The organism is bacterium, from assembly GCA_030685015.1.
In the GTDB taxonomy this organism is placed as follows: domain Bacteria; phylum CAIWAD01; class CAIWAD01; order CAIWAD01; family CAIWAD01; genus CAIWAD01.
Window position 1 is genome coordinate 34,897 of record JAUXWS010000105.1, and the last position, 15,667, is coordinate 50,563.

Here is a 15,667-nt window from a genome sequence, read left to right on the forward strand (position 1 = left end):
GGGCGGGGCGCTCGCTCGCTGTCTCAGGCGGATCCTGGTGGGCAGAATCCGGCTTGCTGCCTAATAATCGATGCCGAAGCGGACCCGGTGGTCCTTGATGGCCGCCCGCTCCCGCATCCAGGATGACCAGTTGCCGTAGATGCCGCCCTTCTGCTGGCGGATGGTCTCCACACGCCGCGTCGGCAGCTCGGCGGCGTAGGCCTGCAGGACCTCCTGCTCGTCGTCCCGCTGCAGGCAGTGGATCAGATAGACGCCCCGCTCCCCGGCCACGGGCTCCGACACGGCGCCCACGGGCATGGTGAAGAGGGTGGCGCTGAAGGCCAGGTCGCGGCCCACATTGCCGCGGATGAACTGATTGATGCGCACCGGCTGGTCCAGCTGTCCGAACTCCGCCCGCGGCGGCAGGGCCATCGTGCTGTCCAGCGCGGTGGGGCGGGCGCTGGCCAGGTAATCCCGGGCCGCCTGCAGGGCCAGGGCCTTCTGCTTCTCCCGGCGCACGGCGCTCTCCGCCTCGGCGCGGCGCTCCTTGAAGGAGTCGGTGCCCTTGGGCAGGATCTGCTTCACGCGCATCACATACCAGCCCCCCTGCTCCGAGTAGGCGGGGGCCAGGACCTCGCCCTGCTTGGCCTGGAAGACGAGGGCCGCCGCCCGCTGGCTGCGTCCCACGCCCGGAACGGTGCCATCGATGGTGAAGGGCCGCCCCGGCTGGATCTTGAGCTGGCGCTCGGCACAGAGCACCTCGAAATCATGGCCGTTCTGCACGTCCTCGTACAGCGCATCGGCCCTGGCGCGCAGGTCGCTGTGCGTCATGGAGCTGGGCTCGATCTTGATCAGGATGTGCTGGACGCTGGCCTGCTCCTCCTTGACCCCCGTGCCGTTGTCCCGCAGCTCGCGCCCGTTGATCTTCAACAGGTGCAGGCCGAAACGGGTGGCCACCGGGCCCACCACGCTGCCCACCGGCTCGCCGAAGGAGGCCGCGTCGAACTCCGGCACCATCCGGCCCCGCCCGAACCAGCCCAGGTCGCCGCCCTTGTCGGCGTTGGACTCGTCCATGCTGTAGATGCGGGCCAGATCCTCGAAGCTCTCGCCGTTGTCCAGCTGCTTGCGCACGAACTCAATCTGGTCGCGGGCATCCAGACTGTCCTCGCGGCTGGGCACGACGGGGAACTGCACGTACTCGATCTCCCGCCGCTCCTCCAGCTCGAACTTCTTCTGGTTCTCCTTGAACCAGGCCAGCAGCTCCGCTTCGCTGATCTCGCTGGAATCCACCGGGAAGGCGGCGTAGATGAAGACAAGAAAACTGCCCAGGGCCGTCTGGCTGCGCTGCAGATGGTCCTCCAGCAGGTTGGCGTCGCTGGCCAGGGCCGTGGACATCAAGCGTGCGCGGAACTTCTCCAAGGGCATGGACTGGCGGAGCTGGTCTTCCATGCCCAGGAGCCAGGAGCGCATGTTCTCGCCCCGCAGGATCTCGTGCCACTTCAGCGTGTCGAACTGGCCGTTGGTCTGGAAAGTGCTGTCCTGGGCAACCCAGCTGGGCAGGTAGAGGATGCGGTCGGTGATCTCCCGATCGCTGGCCCTGAGGCCCATCGCGCGGGCCAGGCGGCGCTCAAGGCTGAGATGGATCAGGTCGTTCCAGCTCTGGCTGCGCGCCTGGGTGACCGCCCGGCTGTCGGTCTGATTGCCGGATTGCTGCAGCCGGTTGGAGACCAGCCGCTCGTAATCCTGGTACTCCACCTCCTCGCCGTTGATCGAGGCGACGACGGTCTTGCCGCCTCCGCTGATCGTGTCGAAGCCGCCCATGCCCCAGCTGAAGACGATGGTGCCGACAAACGCCAGGATCAGGACCCAAAGCACCACAGCCGTGTTGTCGCGGAGTTTCCGCATCATATGGCCAGTTCCCCCGAAAATGGAAGCCCTCAGCATATTGCTTTCACGGCCGGAATTCAAGGCATGTGGGGCCTTTGCGCAGGGCCGGACCGGCGGAGCGCTGTGCGAAGAGACCATTACCTTGGCGCCATGGCCACTTCCGATCTGAAAACCCGCGTCTTGACCTCCCTGGTGGGCATCCCCCTCCTCCTCCTTGTTTTCTGGCAGGGGGGCCTCCCGTTGACAGTGCTTGTTCTGGCAATCTGCCTGTTTTCCTTTTACGAGATGCATCGATTGTATCGGTCCAAGGGAGTTGGCCACAGCATCTGGCTGGTGCTGCCCTATGTGGTCTGCCTGCCGATCGGGGCCAGCCGCCTCTTCGACGGCCGGGCGGATTTCCTTCACTTCTGGGGCGGCCTGACCTTCGTCTGGCTGCTGCTGCTCTTGCTCAGGGAGCTTTTCTCCCGGCGGGAGCAGATCCTTTCCAGCATCGGAGCGGCCGTGCTCATCGGCATGATCAGCACCCTGCCCTTCGCCTCGCTCATCGCCCTGGACCAGGCCCTGCCGGAGGAGCGGCGGCGAGCGCTCATGCTCGCCTTCCTGCTCTGCACTTGGGCCACGGACACCTTCGCCTATTTCGGCGGTCGCTGGTTGGGGCGGCACAAGCTCTTCGAGCGCGCCAGCCCGAAAAAGACCGTGGAGGGCTTCCTGGCCGGCCTGATCGGGGCCGTGGCCGTGGGCGGCGCCGTGGGAGGGCTGGCGGGCCCCGGGCTGCTTGCCCAGGGCCTGGGCATCGGCCTGCTGCTGGGGGTGCTGGGTCCAGCCGGGGATCTGCTGGAATCACGACTCAAGCGGGATGCCGGGGTGAAGGACAGCGCCCGCTTCCTGCCCGGCCATGGCGGCGTGTTGGACCGCTTCGATTCTTGGATCTTCTGCGCTCCGGCCGGCTATCTGCTGGCCTGGTTGGGGTGGCTGGCCTGAGGCCGGTCCCGCCCACCCGGTTCCTGCGATGAGAGGGGTTGACGCGATGGGGGACTGGTTCAGCCGCCTGCAAGGCAAAGCCGCGCGAGTCCTGTCGCTGCCGCTGCCCCTGTTGGCCGGCCTGTCCCTGGCCTGGCTGGCCGCCTCGCTCCTGTTGCCGGCGGACGCGCCGTGGCGAGTGGCGCAGGCGCCGGGCCAGATCGGCCTGGCCATGGTGCTCTGGCGCCTGCTGCGCGACGGCTGCTGGCAGGAGCGGTTGCCGCTGGCCTGGCTGCTGCTCATGCTGGGCCAACGGCTCCTCCTATCCCAGCACCTGGTCAACCCGGAGGATCTGCTCTGGCAGGTCCTCACCCTCCCCGGCACCCTGACCGTGACAGCCCTGGTCCTGGTCCAGGCGGGCGAGGAGATCTGGCTGCATCGCCCCTGGCGGACCCGCCGCCGTGAGCTGCTGGGCCTGTGGGCGGCCGCGCTGCTGGGCGCCATCGGGCTGGTGGCGGGCAGTCCCCTCATGCTCATGCCCCTCCTCGTGCGGCCCGTCCTCCGATGGCTGCGCAACCCCGCCCTGCGCCCGCGCCTGGCCTGGTATGCCCTGTTCTGGCTGATCCTGCTGGCCTGGGCCTGGACCCGCGAGATCACCCAGGGTCTCCAGCTCCAGGCCCAGAGCGAGACCTTCAACCTGCACATCGGGGAAGGTCTGGGCCAGGGACGCCTGCTGGAAACGCTGGGTCCGCTCCAGACCATCGCCCAGGCCTGGCTGGGCTTGCAGTTGCCTGCCGCGCTCCTGGTGCTGGTGGGGCGCCTCCTGCGCCAATCCCGCATCCGCACCAAGCTGGCCATGAACGCCCTCTTCTCGAGCGTGTTGCCCCTCATCCTGCTCACCCTGCTCTTCGGCACGATGGCCGTGATCGTCATGGGCAGCTACCGGGCCCGCCTGGTGCGCGCCCAGTTCGACCAGCGCCTGGAAAGCGGCCGCCTGGTCACCGCCTGGTTCGCCCAGGCCTTCGCCGATCCGCTGGACCGCTCCGCCCAGCGCCGCTTCGAGCAACAACTGCGCAGCATGGGCGACGAGACGCACATCGGGCGCGGCTTCTTCTGTCTCTACTGGTCGGCGGACACGCCGGGCGGCAGTGTCGCGCCCGGCGAGGGGGACAGTCTGCGCCGCGAGCACTGGCGGCGCCTGGTGGCCACCTGGCGCATGCCCAGCGACTTTCCCCTGGAGGAGATCCAGTTGCCGCCCGATTGGCGCGCCGGCTGCACGGCGGGCCTCGTCCGCGTGGGCCAGCGCGCCTGGCAGGTCTCCCTCATCGAGCAGAACAACCTCCTCTCGGCGGGCTTCTTCCCGCTGGACGAGGAGGCGCTGGAGGAGATCGGCACGACCCTGGGCACCAGCATCCGGCTGGTCTCGGTGGAGGGGGAGGAGAACCTGGTGCGCTTCGGCCTGCGCCAGATCGGCCTCCGGCCCGAGGCGGACGAACGGGAGCTGGACCGCACGCGGGAGTTTCCGGGGGCGGATGCCCCCTTGCGCGACCGCATCTTCCAGGTGGGGCTGGCCCGGCTGGTCCACGAGGGCTTTCCCCTCAATCCGCCGGGCGAGGAGCTGCTCGTCCAGGTGGAATCCCTGCCCGGACGCATCCTGCCCGCCGTCCTCATGGATGACATGACCATCGTCTTTCCCTATGTCCTGTTGCTGCTCCTGCAGCTGCTTGTGCTGGCCCCCCTGCTCGTGACGGGGATCTGGATCGCCTGGATGCTCAACTGGCGCATCACCCGATCCATCGGCGAGTTGAAACTGGGGACGGATGAGCTGGCCCGGGGCAACCTGGACATCCGGCTGCCAGAGGAGACGGACGACGAGCTGGGGCTGCTGGCCCGTTCCTTCAACACCATGAGCCGGCGCATCCGCGACAACATGCGGCAACTGGCCGCCCAGGAGCGCCTGGAGCGGGAACTGAGCATCGCGCGGACCATCCAGCAGGGCCTGCTGCCCGGCGAGGCGCCTGAGCATCCGGCCCTCGACATCGCCAGCACCTGCCGCATGGCCCACGAGGTGGGCGGCGACTACTACGATTTCCGCCGCAACCGCCAGGGCGATCTCGCCCTCGCCCTGGGCGACGTCTCGGGCAAGGGCATGGCCGCCGCCCTGGTCATGAGCAACGTGCAGGCCTCGTGGCGCAGCCTGCTCGACCAGGGTCTCGATCCCGGGCGACTCAACGCCCGCCTCAACGACCAGCTGGCCGAGACGACGGCCGACGACATCTACGTCACCTTCGTGCAGGGCCTCATCCGCTCCTCTGCCGACGGCCTGCGCTTCCATTATTCCAACGCCGGCCACAATCCGCCCCTCCTCGTGCGGGATGGACGGATCCGTCACCTGGACAGCGGCGGCCTGGCCTTGGGCATGTTCGGCGGGAGCGCCTACCAGACGGAGGACCTGGACCTGAAGCCCGGCGACCAGCTGGTCTTCTACACGGACGGCTTGACCGAGGCGATGAGCACGGCGGAGGAGGAGTTCGGGCAGCGGCGCCTGGAGCAGACCCTGCTCTCCAGCCGACAGCCATGCGCGCGCGACACCCTGCAACATCTGCTCGAGGTGGTGGATCGTTTCGAGACGGGCGCCCGCCAGTACGACGACCAGACCCTGGTGGTCCTCCACGTGCGCGATGCGGTCCGCCTCGCGCCGGCCGCGGCATCCGCCAGCGATCCGGCCACTCCGCGGGACAGCCTGGCATGAGGCTCGAAGGGGTGGCGGCGGCCCTGGCCAGGATGCCGGACCAGCCGCCCTGGCGCCTGCACGCCGTGGCAGAGACGGACTCCACCAACCGGCGCCTGCTGGAGGCGCTGGAGGGGGGAGGTCCCCTGGACCGGCCCTGGACCGTGCTGACGGCCGAGGCGCAGACGGCCGGCCGCGGACGACACGAGCGACACTGGGACTGCCCGGCGGGCGAGGGTCTCCTGGTCTCCCTGCGCCTGGACCTGGATCTGGAGCGCCATCATCTGTCCCTGGTCGGGCATTGGGCGGCCCTCGCCCTGGCGCGGGTCCTCGCCCGCAGCTGTCAGGGGGCGGAGGGCGACGCGCGTGTCTGGTGGAAGTGGCCCAACGACCTGCTGCTCGAGGACGGGGCGGGCGCCGGCAAGGTGGCGGGACTGCTCGTGCAAACCCGCATTGTGGGAAGCCGCGCCCATGTGGTGGTCGGCCTGGGTCTCAACCTTGGGCAGCGGACCTTTCCCCCCGGACTGCGGCAGCCGGCCCGCTCCCTGGCCCAGGGCGGCGTGGCCGTGGAGCGGGAGGAGCTGTTGGCGGCCTGGCTGGGCGAGCTGGGCGGCCGCGGGCTGCCCGCCCGCCCTGCCCCGCCACCGGGGCTGGCGGAGGCGGACCTGCTCGCCTCCCGCCCGGTCTGGATCCGCGACGGGGAGCGGACGCACCGCCTGGCGGACCACGAACACCTGGCCGATGGCCGCCTGCGCCTGGCCTGGCCGGGCGGTGGCGCCCTGCTGGCCGACGGCGGACTGCGCCTGGAGGAGTTGCGAAAGGAGGGCATGTGGTGCAGGCTGGAAGCCTGAGGCCGGGCGGCTTCACCCGCCGGCTGCTGGCGGTGGACATCGGCAACACCCACATCGTGCTGGGCGTGATCGAGAAGGGGCGCCTCAGCGCCCACTGGCGGCTGGCCTCCAGCCACGCCCGCACCATCGACGAGAGCTGGGTCATGCTCAGCACGCTCTTCCGCAGCGTGGGGCTGGACCCCCAGGCGCTCAGCGGCGTGGCCATCGCCAGCGTGGTGCCCGACTTGAACTTCGTCTGGATCAAGCTGGCCGAACACTATCTGCGCATCGCACCGCTCTTGCTGGGGCCCGACTCGTCGGGCGCGCCCGCCATCCGCCTCCAGGAGCCGGCCACGGTGGGCGCCGACCGCCTCTGCAACGCCGCCGCCGTCTGGCACCTTCATCGCCAGGCGGCCGTGGTGGTGGACTTCGGCACGGCCACGACCTTCGACGTCGTCCATGCCGACGGCGCCTTCCTGGGCGGCCTCATCCTGCCCGGCCCCCAATCCGCCCTGCGCAGCCTGCACCAGAGCGCCGCCCTCCTGCCCAAAGTGGCCCTGGCCTTTCCCCCGCGGGTGATCGGCTCGACCACCGAGCAGGCCATGCAGAGCGGCCTGTTGCACGGGGCCGTGGCCCAGGTGGAGGGCCTGGTCGCCCGCATCCGGGAGGAGCTCGCCGGCGCGGGCGTCCCCGCTCCGCTGCGCGTGGTCTCCACCGGCGGATTCGGCCGCATCATGGCGCGCCACACCACGGTCATCGAGCGGCACCTCCCTTATCTGGTGCTGCACGGACTGGCCCTCATCACCGCCCGCACCCTGGGCGAGCCCGAGCTGGATCCCGGCGAGATCGGCATCGAACGGTTGCCCGATGAGGATCCGGTGGACGAGTGAGCCGGGTCGGATGATCGAGATGGAAGGGAAAACGATGGATCGCAGCCGGCCCGCGCGTCGCCTGCTTCTGTTGGGGCTCGTGCTGGGCGCCTTTCTGGCGCCGGGCCGGGGGGCGACGGGCGCTCCCCTCCCACTGCCCGATGGGGGCCTGCTCTGCCATCCCCGCCCCGCGGGCGCCGACAGCCTGCCGCGCCTGGCGGCGGGCAAATGGCTTTATGTCAACGGGCATCTGGGCCGGGCCGAGACCATCCTGGCGGAGGGGCGGCCCCTGCGCCGGACGGCGGACGGACGCTTCGCCGCCCAGGTGCCCTGGCCCGCCGATCGCGTGCTGCGCCTGAACCTGGAGCATCCCGACAGCGTCTGGACCTTCCACCTGCGCCTGGCGGAGCCCGCCGCGGACGCCCCGCCCGACTCGCAAAAGACGGCGGCGCCCCGGGAGCTGCCCGCCCGGGTCCGGCTGGACGGCAGTCCCCTGTCCACGGCGCCGGGCGCCAGCTATTGGATCTTCCCCCAGGCCGGCACGGAGTGGATCGCTGATCAGCGCCGGGATGGCTGGCTCCGCCTGCCCATGAGCTCCACGCTGGCGGCCTGGGTGCCGGAGCGGCGCGTGGCGCACCTGGGCCCGGCCCCGCCGGAGCCGCCGGAGCCGCGCTGGTTGGGACCTGCCGTCCAGACCCGCCGGTTGGAGCAGGGCGACTTGGAGCTGAGCCTGGCCGTCAGCGGTGACTCGCCGCCCCTCTGGCGGGAGGAGGGCACCGCCAGCGGCGGCTGGCGCTTCATCTTTCCCCGGATGCGGGGCCGGCTGGACTGGGTGCAGCTGGACGAGGCCGGGGATCTCCGCCAGTTGGATTGGGAGCCGCTGGCCGGCGATGAGTTGTCCCTGCGCGCCGACCTGGCGCCCGGGGCCTTCCAGGGGCACTCCCTGCGCTGGGAGCCCGGCCGCCTGATCATCACCTTCCAGCGGCGCGCCTCCTCCCTCAAGGAGGCGCTCATCGTGCTGGACCCCGGGCACGGCGGCGGCGAGAGCGGCGCGATCGGCGCCTCCGGCGTGATGGAGAAGGACCTGGCCCTCCTCCTGGCCCGCGAGCTGAAGACGGAGCTGGAACGAGCCGGGGCCGAGGTGCGGCTGACGCGAGACGGGGACAGCACCCTCAGCCTGGGCGATAGGGTGGCGCAGGCGCGGGAGTTGCGGGCCGATCTACTGCTTTCGCTGCACTACAACAGCGTGGGGGAGGGCGAGGACCCGTGGAAGTCGGACGGCTTCATGGTCTTCTCCTGGAGCCCCTGGTCGGCCGAGGCGGCCCAACTGCTCCACGAACAGCTCAAGCGGCGCTTGCCCCTGCGCGATCGCGGCCTTCATTGGCGCAGCCTGGGGGTCTGTCGGCACCATGGCTGCCCGGCCATCCTGCTGGAGGCCGGCAGCCTGGCCCATCCCGGCGAGGAGGAGTGGATGCTGGATCCGCACGTCCGCCGCAAACAGGTGAAGGCCATCCGGCGCGGCATCGAGGCCTGGCTGCGGGAAGGCCGCTGAGCCGCGATCAGAGGACCACCGGCATCGATAGTCAAGCCGTCGCGCCGGAAGGGCGGACGGGCAAGGAGGATCCACATGATGCCACTCGCCTGGCCGCGCCAACTGATCGCGGGGCTGCTCCTGGCCCTGCTCTCCTCCTGCGCCCGGCCACCTCTGCCCATGGCCGAGGATCCCCGCCTGGCGGGAGCCGATCCCTGGCTGGCGCCTGATCTCGAGGCGGCGTCCCGCGAGTTGCCGGGCGAACTGCTGCTTGACCTGGCCCGTCTGCGCCTGATCGAAGGCCAAGTGGAGGATCCGCGTCCCCTGGCTGGCGGCTGGGTGCTCCATCTGCGGCGCGTCCTGCCCGGCGCGGGCGGCCAATCCGCCACCGGGCAGGCCCTGCTCGCCTGGCTGGGGGCGGGCACTGGGCGTGGCGCGACACGCCTGCTCCTGCGGGCCGACTCCCTGGTCGTCCTCCGGCAGGCGGCCGACCGCGGCGAGGCTCTGCTCGTGTTGTCCCGCCACCAGGGCGAGGACTTTCCCCGGCGTCGCCTCGACGTGGTGGATGCCCAGGGCCGGCGACGCCTTCTGGCCGAGGACGGGGCCGACCGTCTGCACTGGGACGGCCAGGCCCTCCTCGTGGCGGAGGCCCACGCCGCCCCCGCCTTCCGCGAGCGCCCGGGCAGCTGGCATCTGGACGTGCGCCGGCCGCTCCTGGGGAGCGGGGGCGATTGGCGGCTGGGGCCGGCCGTGCGATTGGACAGCCCCTACCGCGCCCTCGGCGAGTTCCTGGACGCGGTGCGTCGCGGCCGGTGGGGCAAGGCCCGTGACCGGGCCGATCTCAGCCGCTTGCTGGCCCTGCCCGGCGGACACCACGGCACCGATCTGAAGGCGACGCTCAAGGCCGCCGCCCCGGAGTTGCTGGATAAGCGCCTTTTGCTGAGCGCCCCCCCTCGGGGCCCGATCTCGCGCATCGAGGCACCGGGCGGTCGTCCCGCCTGGCGCGTGGCGCTGGAGCACCGGGAGGACCGGGGCTGGGTGCTGACCAGGTTGGAGCGGGTGCTGTGAAGGCGTCGGGAGGCCGAGTTCGCCCGCGGCTTGCACTTCACCTGCCCGGTGCTACTTTGAGCGCCGGCCCTTGACGGACTCCGCTGCCGCGTGCAAACCCCGGCCGCAATCAAGAGTTGGAGCGGCATGACCCCCGTCCGCGAAAGTTCCCGACGGTTGCAGGATCTGAAGCTCGCGCTGGGCGCGGCGCGGCGCATCCTCATCGTCACCCACGACAATCCGGACCCGGACTGCGTGGCCAGTGCCATGGCCTTCAAGCTCATCTTCGAGCACATGGACCGGGAGGCGGTGGTCGGTTCCGGCGGCGAGCTGGGGCGCTCCGAGAACCGCACCATGCTGCAGATCCTCAATCTGCGCATCCACCCCCTGGACGAACTCCATCTGCCCGACTTCGACTTCTTCCTTTTTGTGGACAGCCAGCCGGGGAGCGGCAACAATTCCTGCCGCCTGCCCGCCGATGCCCGCTACGGCGTGGTGGACCACCACATCATGGGCGAAGCCTGGCCCCACGAACCGGTCTTCCTGGACCTGCGCGAGAGCTACGGCGCCACCGCCACCCTGGCCTACGAGTACCTGCTGGCGCGCAACCTCAAGGTGGATGTGCCCCTGGCCACCGCCCTCTACTACGCCATCCGCACCGAGACGAGCGACATGGGCCGCGGCGCCAGCAAGCCGGACCGCGCCGTCTACCTGAAGCTCCATCCCAAGATCGACTGGGACCTCTTGCATCTGATCGTCAACAGCCGCCTCCCGGTGGACTACTTCATCATGATGAAGGAGGCCGTCGAGCGGGCCGAGCGCTTCGGCAAGGCGATGGTGGTGGATCTGGGTCCCACCCGCCACCCGGATTTCGTGGCCGAGGTGGCGGACACCTTCCGCCGGCTGGAGGGAATCCATTGGGTGCTGGTCTGGGGCTGGCGCGAGGACCGCGTCGTCTTCTCCATCCGCAACAACCTGCAGGAACCCCATGTGGGGAGGCTGGCGCGGGAACTGGTGCGGGAGCACGGCAGCGCGGGCGGCCACCGCCACATGGCGGGGGGCCAGGTGTCGGCGGCGCGCATCGGCCTGGAGGAGGCGCGCCTGCTTTTCCGCCGCAGCATCGTCCCGGCCTTCCTGCGGGCCGTGGGCCAGCCCGAACAGGACGGGGTTTCCCTCGTCCAGGAAGCGAGCAGCTCATGAACATGTGGTGGCGCCTGCTCATGCTCGGCACCCTGGCCACCCTGGCTTGGGGAAAGGAGCGGCACGGCGGGGACTTCCTGCGGGCCGAGGTGGGGGCGGCGCCGGTGGCCCGCGGCCTGAGCGGCCTCCTGCTTGCCGACGGGGGCACCCGGGCTTGGTGGAATCCGGCCCTGTTGGTGGACGGCGGGGCCGGACTGGCTTCCTTCCAGCACCAGGAGGCCTTCGGCGGAATCCTCAGTCTGGACTACCTGTCCTGGAGCGCGCGTTGGAACGACCTGCCCGTCGCCGTCTTCCTGCTGCGGCAGGCCGTGCCGGACATCCCCATCAGCCGGTTGCTGGAGGGGGGGGGCACCTTCGAAGAGGGCGGGCGGCCCGTGGTCCGGCGCGAAGACGCGGCGGACTGGATCCTGGGGCTGTCCACGGCGCGGGAGCTGCGCCCCGGGCTGGCCGGCGGTCTGACGCTGAAGCTGATCCACCGCGACCTGGCCGTTCTGCGCGGCCAGGGGCTGGGCCTGGACGCCGGCCTGCGCTGGCAGACGGAAGCGGGTCTGGCCCTGGGCCTCAGCCTGCGGGATCTGACCGGCAGCGTGCTCTTCTGGGAGGATGGCGAGCAGGACTGGATCGCACCGGAGTGGGCGGTGGGCGCCGCCCTGGACCGCTCCTTGCCGCGCTGGCGCTCACGCCTGCGGGGGGAGCTTGCCCTGCGGGGCGAGCTGGAGGGCGCCGTGCCCGACCGCGACGGCCGCTGGCGCCGGGCCTGGCTGCACGGCGGCGCGGAGTGGATCGTGCTGGAGCGGCTGGCCCTGCGCGCCGGCCTGGCCGAGGGCGACCCCGCCGCCGGCGCCGGTCTGATCCTGGGCCGCTGGAGCGTGGACTATGCCTGGCGCCCGCACCAGGAACTGGGCGCCTCGCACCTCGTCACGCTCAGCGCCCTTCTCCCCTGACACCCTCAGACGAGATCGCCGGGGCATGACCACCCGGCGGACAGGGCACCGGGGCCATCCTGCTCCGTTGCCGGGAGTGCCCCGCCTTCATCATCTTGTCGCGGGATCGACAGAGACCGCGCGAGGCGCGCCTCGGCGGACCACGAGAAGAGCAGGACAGGCGGGACCGGACCCGGCCGATGGCCGGTCGGCTGCGTGTGCTCGGCCGACCATCCACAGGAGAAGCCATGAGCGTGCGGCGCGAGGATTTGCTGCGGCTGGAGGACGAGGCCCAGGAGCTGGGCGGCCGCGCCCGCGTGGCGCGTCAACACGAAGCCGGCAAGCTGACGGCGCGGGAGCGCCTCGACCTGCTGCTCGACGCCGGCAGCTTCGATGAGTCGGACATGCTGGTGCGCCACCAGTCCACCGCCTTCGGCCTGGACCAGAGCCGTCCCCTGGGCGACGGGGTGGTGACGGGTTTCGGCCGGGTGCACGGGCGGCCGGTGGCCGTCTTCAGCCAGGATTTCACCACCTACGGCGGCAGCCTGTCCCAGGCCCATGGCGCCAAGATCTGCAAGGTGATGGACCTGGCGCTCAAGGCGGGCATTCCCATCATCGGCCTGAACGACTCGGGCGGCGCCCGCGTCCAGGAGGGCGTCGCCAGCCTGGGGGCCTATGCCGACATCTTCCTGCGCAACACCCTGGCCAGCGGTGTGGTGCCGCAGATCAGCGCCATCCTGGGTCCCTGCGCCGGCGGCGCCGTCTACAGCCCCGCCATCACCGACTTCACCATCATGGTGGAGCGGACCAGCTACATGTTCGTCACCGGGCCCAAGGTGGTGAAGACGGTGACCCACGAGGAGGTGAGCAGCGAGGACCTGGGCGGCGCCCGCACCCACGCCGGCCGCAGCGGCGTGGCCCATTTCGCCGAGGCCAACGAGGGCCTGGCCCTCCAGCGCGTGCGCGACCTGCTGGCCTACCTGCCGCAGAACAACCTGGAGGCGCCCCGCGATCTGCCCGCGGCGGACCCGGTGGACCGGGCCGACGACAGCCTGCGCACGGTGGTGCCCGCCGATTCCAGCAAGCCCTACGACATCCGCGCGGCGATCCTGCCCGTGGTCGACCAGGATTCCTTCCTCGAGATCCATGCCGAGTTCGCCGCCAACCTGGTGGTGGGTCTGGCCCGCGTCGGCGGACGCGTCGTCGGGGTGGTGGCCAACCAGCCGGCCGTCCTCGCCGGAGTGCTGGACATCGACGCCAGCCGCAAGGGTGCCCGCTTCGTGCGCTTCTGCGACGCCTTCAACATCCCCCTGCTCACCTTCGTGGACGTGCCGGGCTTCCTGCCGGGAACGGATCAGGAGTGGCACGGCATCATCACCCATGGCGCCAAGCTGCTCTACGCCTTCTGCGAGGCCACCGTCCCCAAGATCACGGTCATCACCCGCAAGGCCTATGGCGGCGCCTACGACGTGATGAGCTCCAAGCACATCCGCGGCGACGCCAACTTCGCCTGGCCCAGCGCCGAGATCGCGGTGATGGGCCCCAAGGGCGCCGTCGAGATCATCTTCAGCCGCGAGATCCAGGCCGCCGCCGACCCCGCCGCCGCCCAGGAGAAGCTGATCCAGGACTACTCGGAGCACTTCGCCAATCCCTGGATCGCCGCCGAGCGCGGCTATGTGGACGCCGTCATCCTGCCGGAGCAGACCCGCGCCCGTGTCTTCCGCGCCCTGGAGCTGCTGCGCAACAAGGCCGAGCGCAACCCCCGGCGCAAGCACGGCAACATCCCCCTCTGATCCAGTCCCGGGCGCCCGCCCGTCGCGGATTGGACACAGGAGCCCATCGGGCCGTCCGCGGCGACGCGGTGCCCCGTTGCCTGGACACCCCCTGCATTTGATCGCCACGGCCCGCCTGCCAGGGGAACGGCCGCCCCGCCGGGCGGGTTGAGCTGCCTTCGCAAGGAGGCACCATGTACACGCAGGTCTGGACGGCCGTGCTGACCGGAGTGGAGGCGCAGGGAGTGCGGGTGGAGTGCCATGCCGCTTCCGGGCTGCCCAAGATCGTCCTCACCGGTCTGCCCGACAAGGCGATCCAGGAGGCCGTCCCCCGCATCTTCAGCGCCGCCCGCTTGAGCGGCCTGCCCATCTCGCTTTCGCAGCGCATCGTCGTCAATCTGGTTCCGGGGGACCTGCGCAAGAGCGGCTCGGCCTTCGATCTGCCCATCGCCGTGGCCTTGCTGGCCGCCGTGGGCCTGCGTCCGGCCGACGGCCTGGGGCGCACCCTGGTCCTGGGCGAACTGGGCCTCGACGGCCGCATCGAGCCGGTGCGGGGCGCCCTCTCGCTGGTGGGCGCGGGCAGCGGACTGGTGGAGCGGGTGCTTGTGCCGACGGAGAACCTGGCCGAGGCGCGGGCGGGCTGCCAGCTGCCCCTGGCCGCGGCTTCCACCCTGCGCGAGGCCCTGGACTGGATGTGCCGCGACACGGGGGATTGGCGGGCGGAGGGCCCGGATCCCGCCGTGGACGGGCGGAGCTTCAGTCTGGATCTGGCCCACGTGCGGGGCCAACGCCAGGCCCGGCGGGCCCTGGAGGTCGCGGCGGCGGGCGGGCACAATTTGCTGCTGGTGGGTTCGCCGGGCAGCGGCAAGACCCTGCTGGCCCGTTGTCTGCCGGGCATCCTGCCGCCCTTCACGCCGGTCGAGCGCCTGGAGGCCAGCCGCATCCACTCCGTCGCCGGATTGCTGCCCCCCTCCTGCGGCCTTTTGGCCCACCGGCCTTTCCGCGCCCCCCATGCCACCATCTCCGACGCCGGCCTGATCGGGTCCGGCCGACCGCCCCACGTGGGCGAGGTCAGCCTGGCCCACCGCGGCGTGCTCTTCCTGGATGAGCTGCCCCAGTTCCGCCGGCCCACCCTGGAACAACTGCGGCAACCGCTGGAGGACGGGCGCGTTCTCATCTCGCGGGCCGCCCTGCGCCTGGAGCTGCCCAGCCGCTTCACCCTCATCGCCGCCATGAATCCCTGCCCCTGCGGCATGCTGGGGGACGCCCGCCGCCGCTGCCGCTGCCCGCCCCTCGAGCGGCAACGCTATGCCTCCCGTGTCTCGGGGCCTGTGCTGGACCGGATCGACCTCCAGGTGGCGGTGCCCGCCCTGCCGCCGGAGGATCTGCTGGCCGATGCGCCGGCCGAGGCCTCGGCCAGCGTGGCCGCGCGGGTGGCGGAGGCCCGGCGGCGGCAGCAGCGCCGCTATCGGGATCGTGGTCGCCAAGCCAACGCCGATCTGGAGGGATCGGAGATCCGGGCCTGTTGCCGGCTGGGGGAGGCGGAGTCCCGCCTGCTGGCCGCCGCCATTTTGCGGGATTCCCTTAGTGGACGCAGTGTGGATCGCCTGCTCAAGGTGGCGCGCACCATCGCCGACCTGGCTGGGGCGGAGGAAATCAGCCGGAAGGAACTGGCGGAGGCCATGCTCCTGCGCACCGGCAGGCACTGGAAAGCCGGGGACGAGTCGTGAACGAGAAGTGAATCGCACAGGCGGCCGCCACCGGGTGCCGGGGTTTCGTCAGGGGGGACCCATGGAAAAGGGGGCCTCCGCCGAGGCCCCCTTCGGGTGGATGCGGATGTGGCGGTACCTATTTCACGAGGACGGCCTTGCCCGTCCGGCGCTCGGCGCCCGCCGTCAGGGTGTAGATGTAGACGCCGCTGGAGTGGCGCGAGGCGTC

11 protein-coding genes are annotated in these 15,667 nt (G+C 71.0%); 10 read left to right on the top strand and 1 reads right to left on the bottom strand.

What is annotated here, in order from left to right; translation table 11 throughout:
- Positions 1-60: 60 nt before the first annotated feature.
- On the bottom strand, positions 61-1,887 hold the full coding sequence (locus Q8O14_15435) for a peptidylprolyl isomerase (GenBank protein MDP2362120.1): 1,827 nt from the start codon (positions 1,885-1,887) through the stop codon (positions 61-63).
- 129 nt (positions 1,888-2,016) lie between these two features.
- Here Q8O14_15435 and Q8O14_15440 point away from each other — a divergent pair, with 129 nt between their 5' ends.
- From Q8O14_15440 to Q8O14_15485, 10 genes are all read left to right on the top strand, one after another.
- On the top strand, positions 2,017-2,847 hold the full coding sequence (locus tag Q8O14_15440) for a phosphatidate cytidylyltransferase (GenBank protein MDP2362121.1): 831 nt from the start codon (positions 2,017-2,019) through the stop codon (positions 2,845-2,847).
- 28 nt (positions 2,848-2,875) lie between these two features.
- Positions 2,876-5,578, top strand: a complete 2,703-nt coding sequence (locus Q8O14_15445; protein ID MDP2362122.1) for a SpoIIE family protein phosphatase — start codon at positions 2,876-2,878, stop codon at positions 5,576-5,578.
- Entirely contained in the window at positions 5,575-6,408 is an 834-nt protein-coding gene (locus Q8O14_15450; protein ID MDP2362123.1) for a biotin--[acetyl-CoA-carboxylase] ligase, read from the top strand. Before Q8O14_15445 ends, Q8O14_15450 begins: the two co-directional genes overlap by 4 nt.
- Positions 6,390-7,277: a type III pantothenate kinase gene (locus Q8O14_15455; GenBank protein MDP2362124.1), complete on the top strand. Its 888-nt coding sequence runs from the start codon at positions 6,390-6,392 to the stop codon at positions 7,275-7,277. Before Q8O14_15450 ends, Q8O14_15455 begins: the two co-directional genes overlap by 19 nt.
- 19 nt (positions 7,278-7,296) lie before the next feature.
- Positions 7,297-8,808 carry an N-acetylmuramoyl-L-alanine amidase gene (locus Q8O14_15460; GenBank protein ID MDP2362125.1) on the top strand — a complete coding sequence of 504 codons (1,512 nt, stop codon included), beginning with the start codon at positions 7,297-7,299 and terminating at the stop codon, positions 8,806-8,808.
- Positions 8,809-8,883: 75 nt separating this feature from the next.
- On the top strand, positions 8,884-9,855 hold the full coding sequence (locus Q8O14_15465; GenBank protein ID MDP2362126.1) for a hypothetical protein: 972 nt from the start codon (positions 8,884-8,886) through the stop codon (positions 9,853-9,855).
- 126 nt (positions 9,856-9,981) lie between these two features.
- A complete protein-coding gene (locus Q8O14_15470) occupies positions 9,982-11,034 on the top strand; it encodes a DHH family phosphoesterase (protein MDP2362127.1) in 1,053 nt (350 codons plus the stop codon).
- Positions 11,031-11,978 (top strand): hypothetical protein, encoded by a 948-nt coding sequence (locus Q8O14_15475; protein ID MDP2362128.1) that lies wholly within the window; start codon positions 11,031-11,033, stop codon positions 11,976-11,978. Before Q8O14_15470 ends, Q8O14_15475 begins: the two co-directional genes overlap by 4 nt.
- 227 nt (positions 11,979-12,205) lie before the next feature.
- Positions 12,206-13,750: an acyl-CoA carboxylase subunit beta gene (locus Q8O14_15480; protein MDP2362129.1), complete on the top strand. Its 1,545-nt coding sequence runs from the start codon at positions 12,206-12,208 to the stop codon at positions 13,748-13,750.
- A 173-nt stretch (positions 13,751-13,923) separates the two neighbouring features.
- On the top strand, positions 13,924-15,459 hold the full coding sequence (locus Q8O14_15485; GenBank protein MDP2362130.1) for a YifB family Mg chelatase-like AAA ATPase: 1,536 nt from the start codon (positions 13,924-13,926) through the stop codon (positions 15,457-15,459).
- The last annotated feature ends 208 nt before the right edge of the window (positions 15,460-15,667 follow it).

Excerpts from the sequence above, each read along its gene's own strand:
- Q8O14_15435 (MDP2362120.1), bottom strand. The coding sequence starts at position 1,887 with ATGATGCGGAAACTCCGCGACAACACGGCTGTGGTGCTTTGGGTCCTG.
- Q8O14_15440 (MDP2362121.1), top strand. The coding sequence starts at position 2,017 with ATGGCCACTTCCGATCTGAAAACCCGCGTCTTGACCTCCCTGGTGGGC.
- Q8O14_15445 (MDP2362122.1), top strand. The coding sequence starts at position 2,876 with ATGAGAGGGGTTGACGCGATGGGGGACTGGTTCAGCCGCCTGCAAGGC.
- Q8O14_15450 (MDP2362123.1), top strand. The coding sequence starts at position 5,575 with ATGAGGCTCGAAGGGGTGGCGGCGGCCCTGGCCAGGATGCCGGACCAG.
- Q8O14_15460 (MDP2362125.1), top strand. The coding sequence starts at position 7,297 with ATGGAAGGGAAAACGATGGATCGCAGCCGGCCCGCGCGTCGCCTGCTT.
- Q8O14_15465 (MDP2362126.1), top strand. The coding sequence starts at position 8,884 with ATGATGCCACTCGCCTGGCCGCGCCAACTGATCGCGGGGCTGCTCCTG.
- Q8O14_15470 (MDP2362127.1), top strand. The coding sequence starts at position 9,982 with ATGACCCCCGTCCGCGAAAGTTCCCGACGGTTGCAGGATCTGAAGCTC.
- Q8O14_15475 (MDP2362128.1), top strand. The coding sequence starts at position 11,031 with ATGAACATGTGGTGGCGCCTGCTCATGCTCGGCACCCTGGCCACCCTG.
- Q8O14_15480 (MDP2362129.1), top strand. The coding sequence starts at position 12,206 with ATGAGCGTGCGGCGCGAGGATTTGCTGCGGCTGGAGGACGAGGCCCAG.
- Q8O14_15485 (MDP2362130.1), top strand. The coding sequence starts at position 13,924 with ATGTACACGCAGGTCTGGACGGCCGTGCTGACCGGAGTGGAGGCGCAG.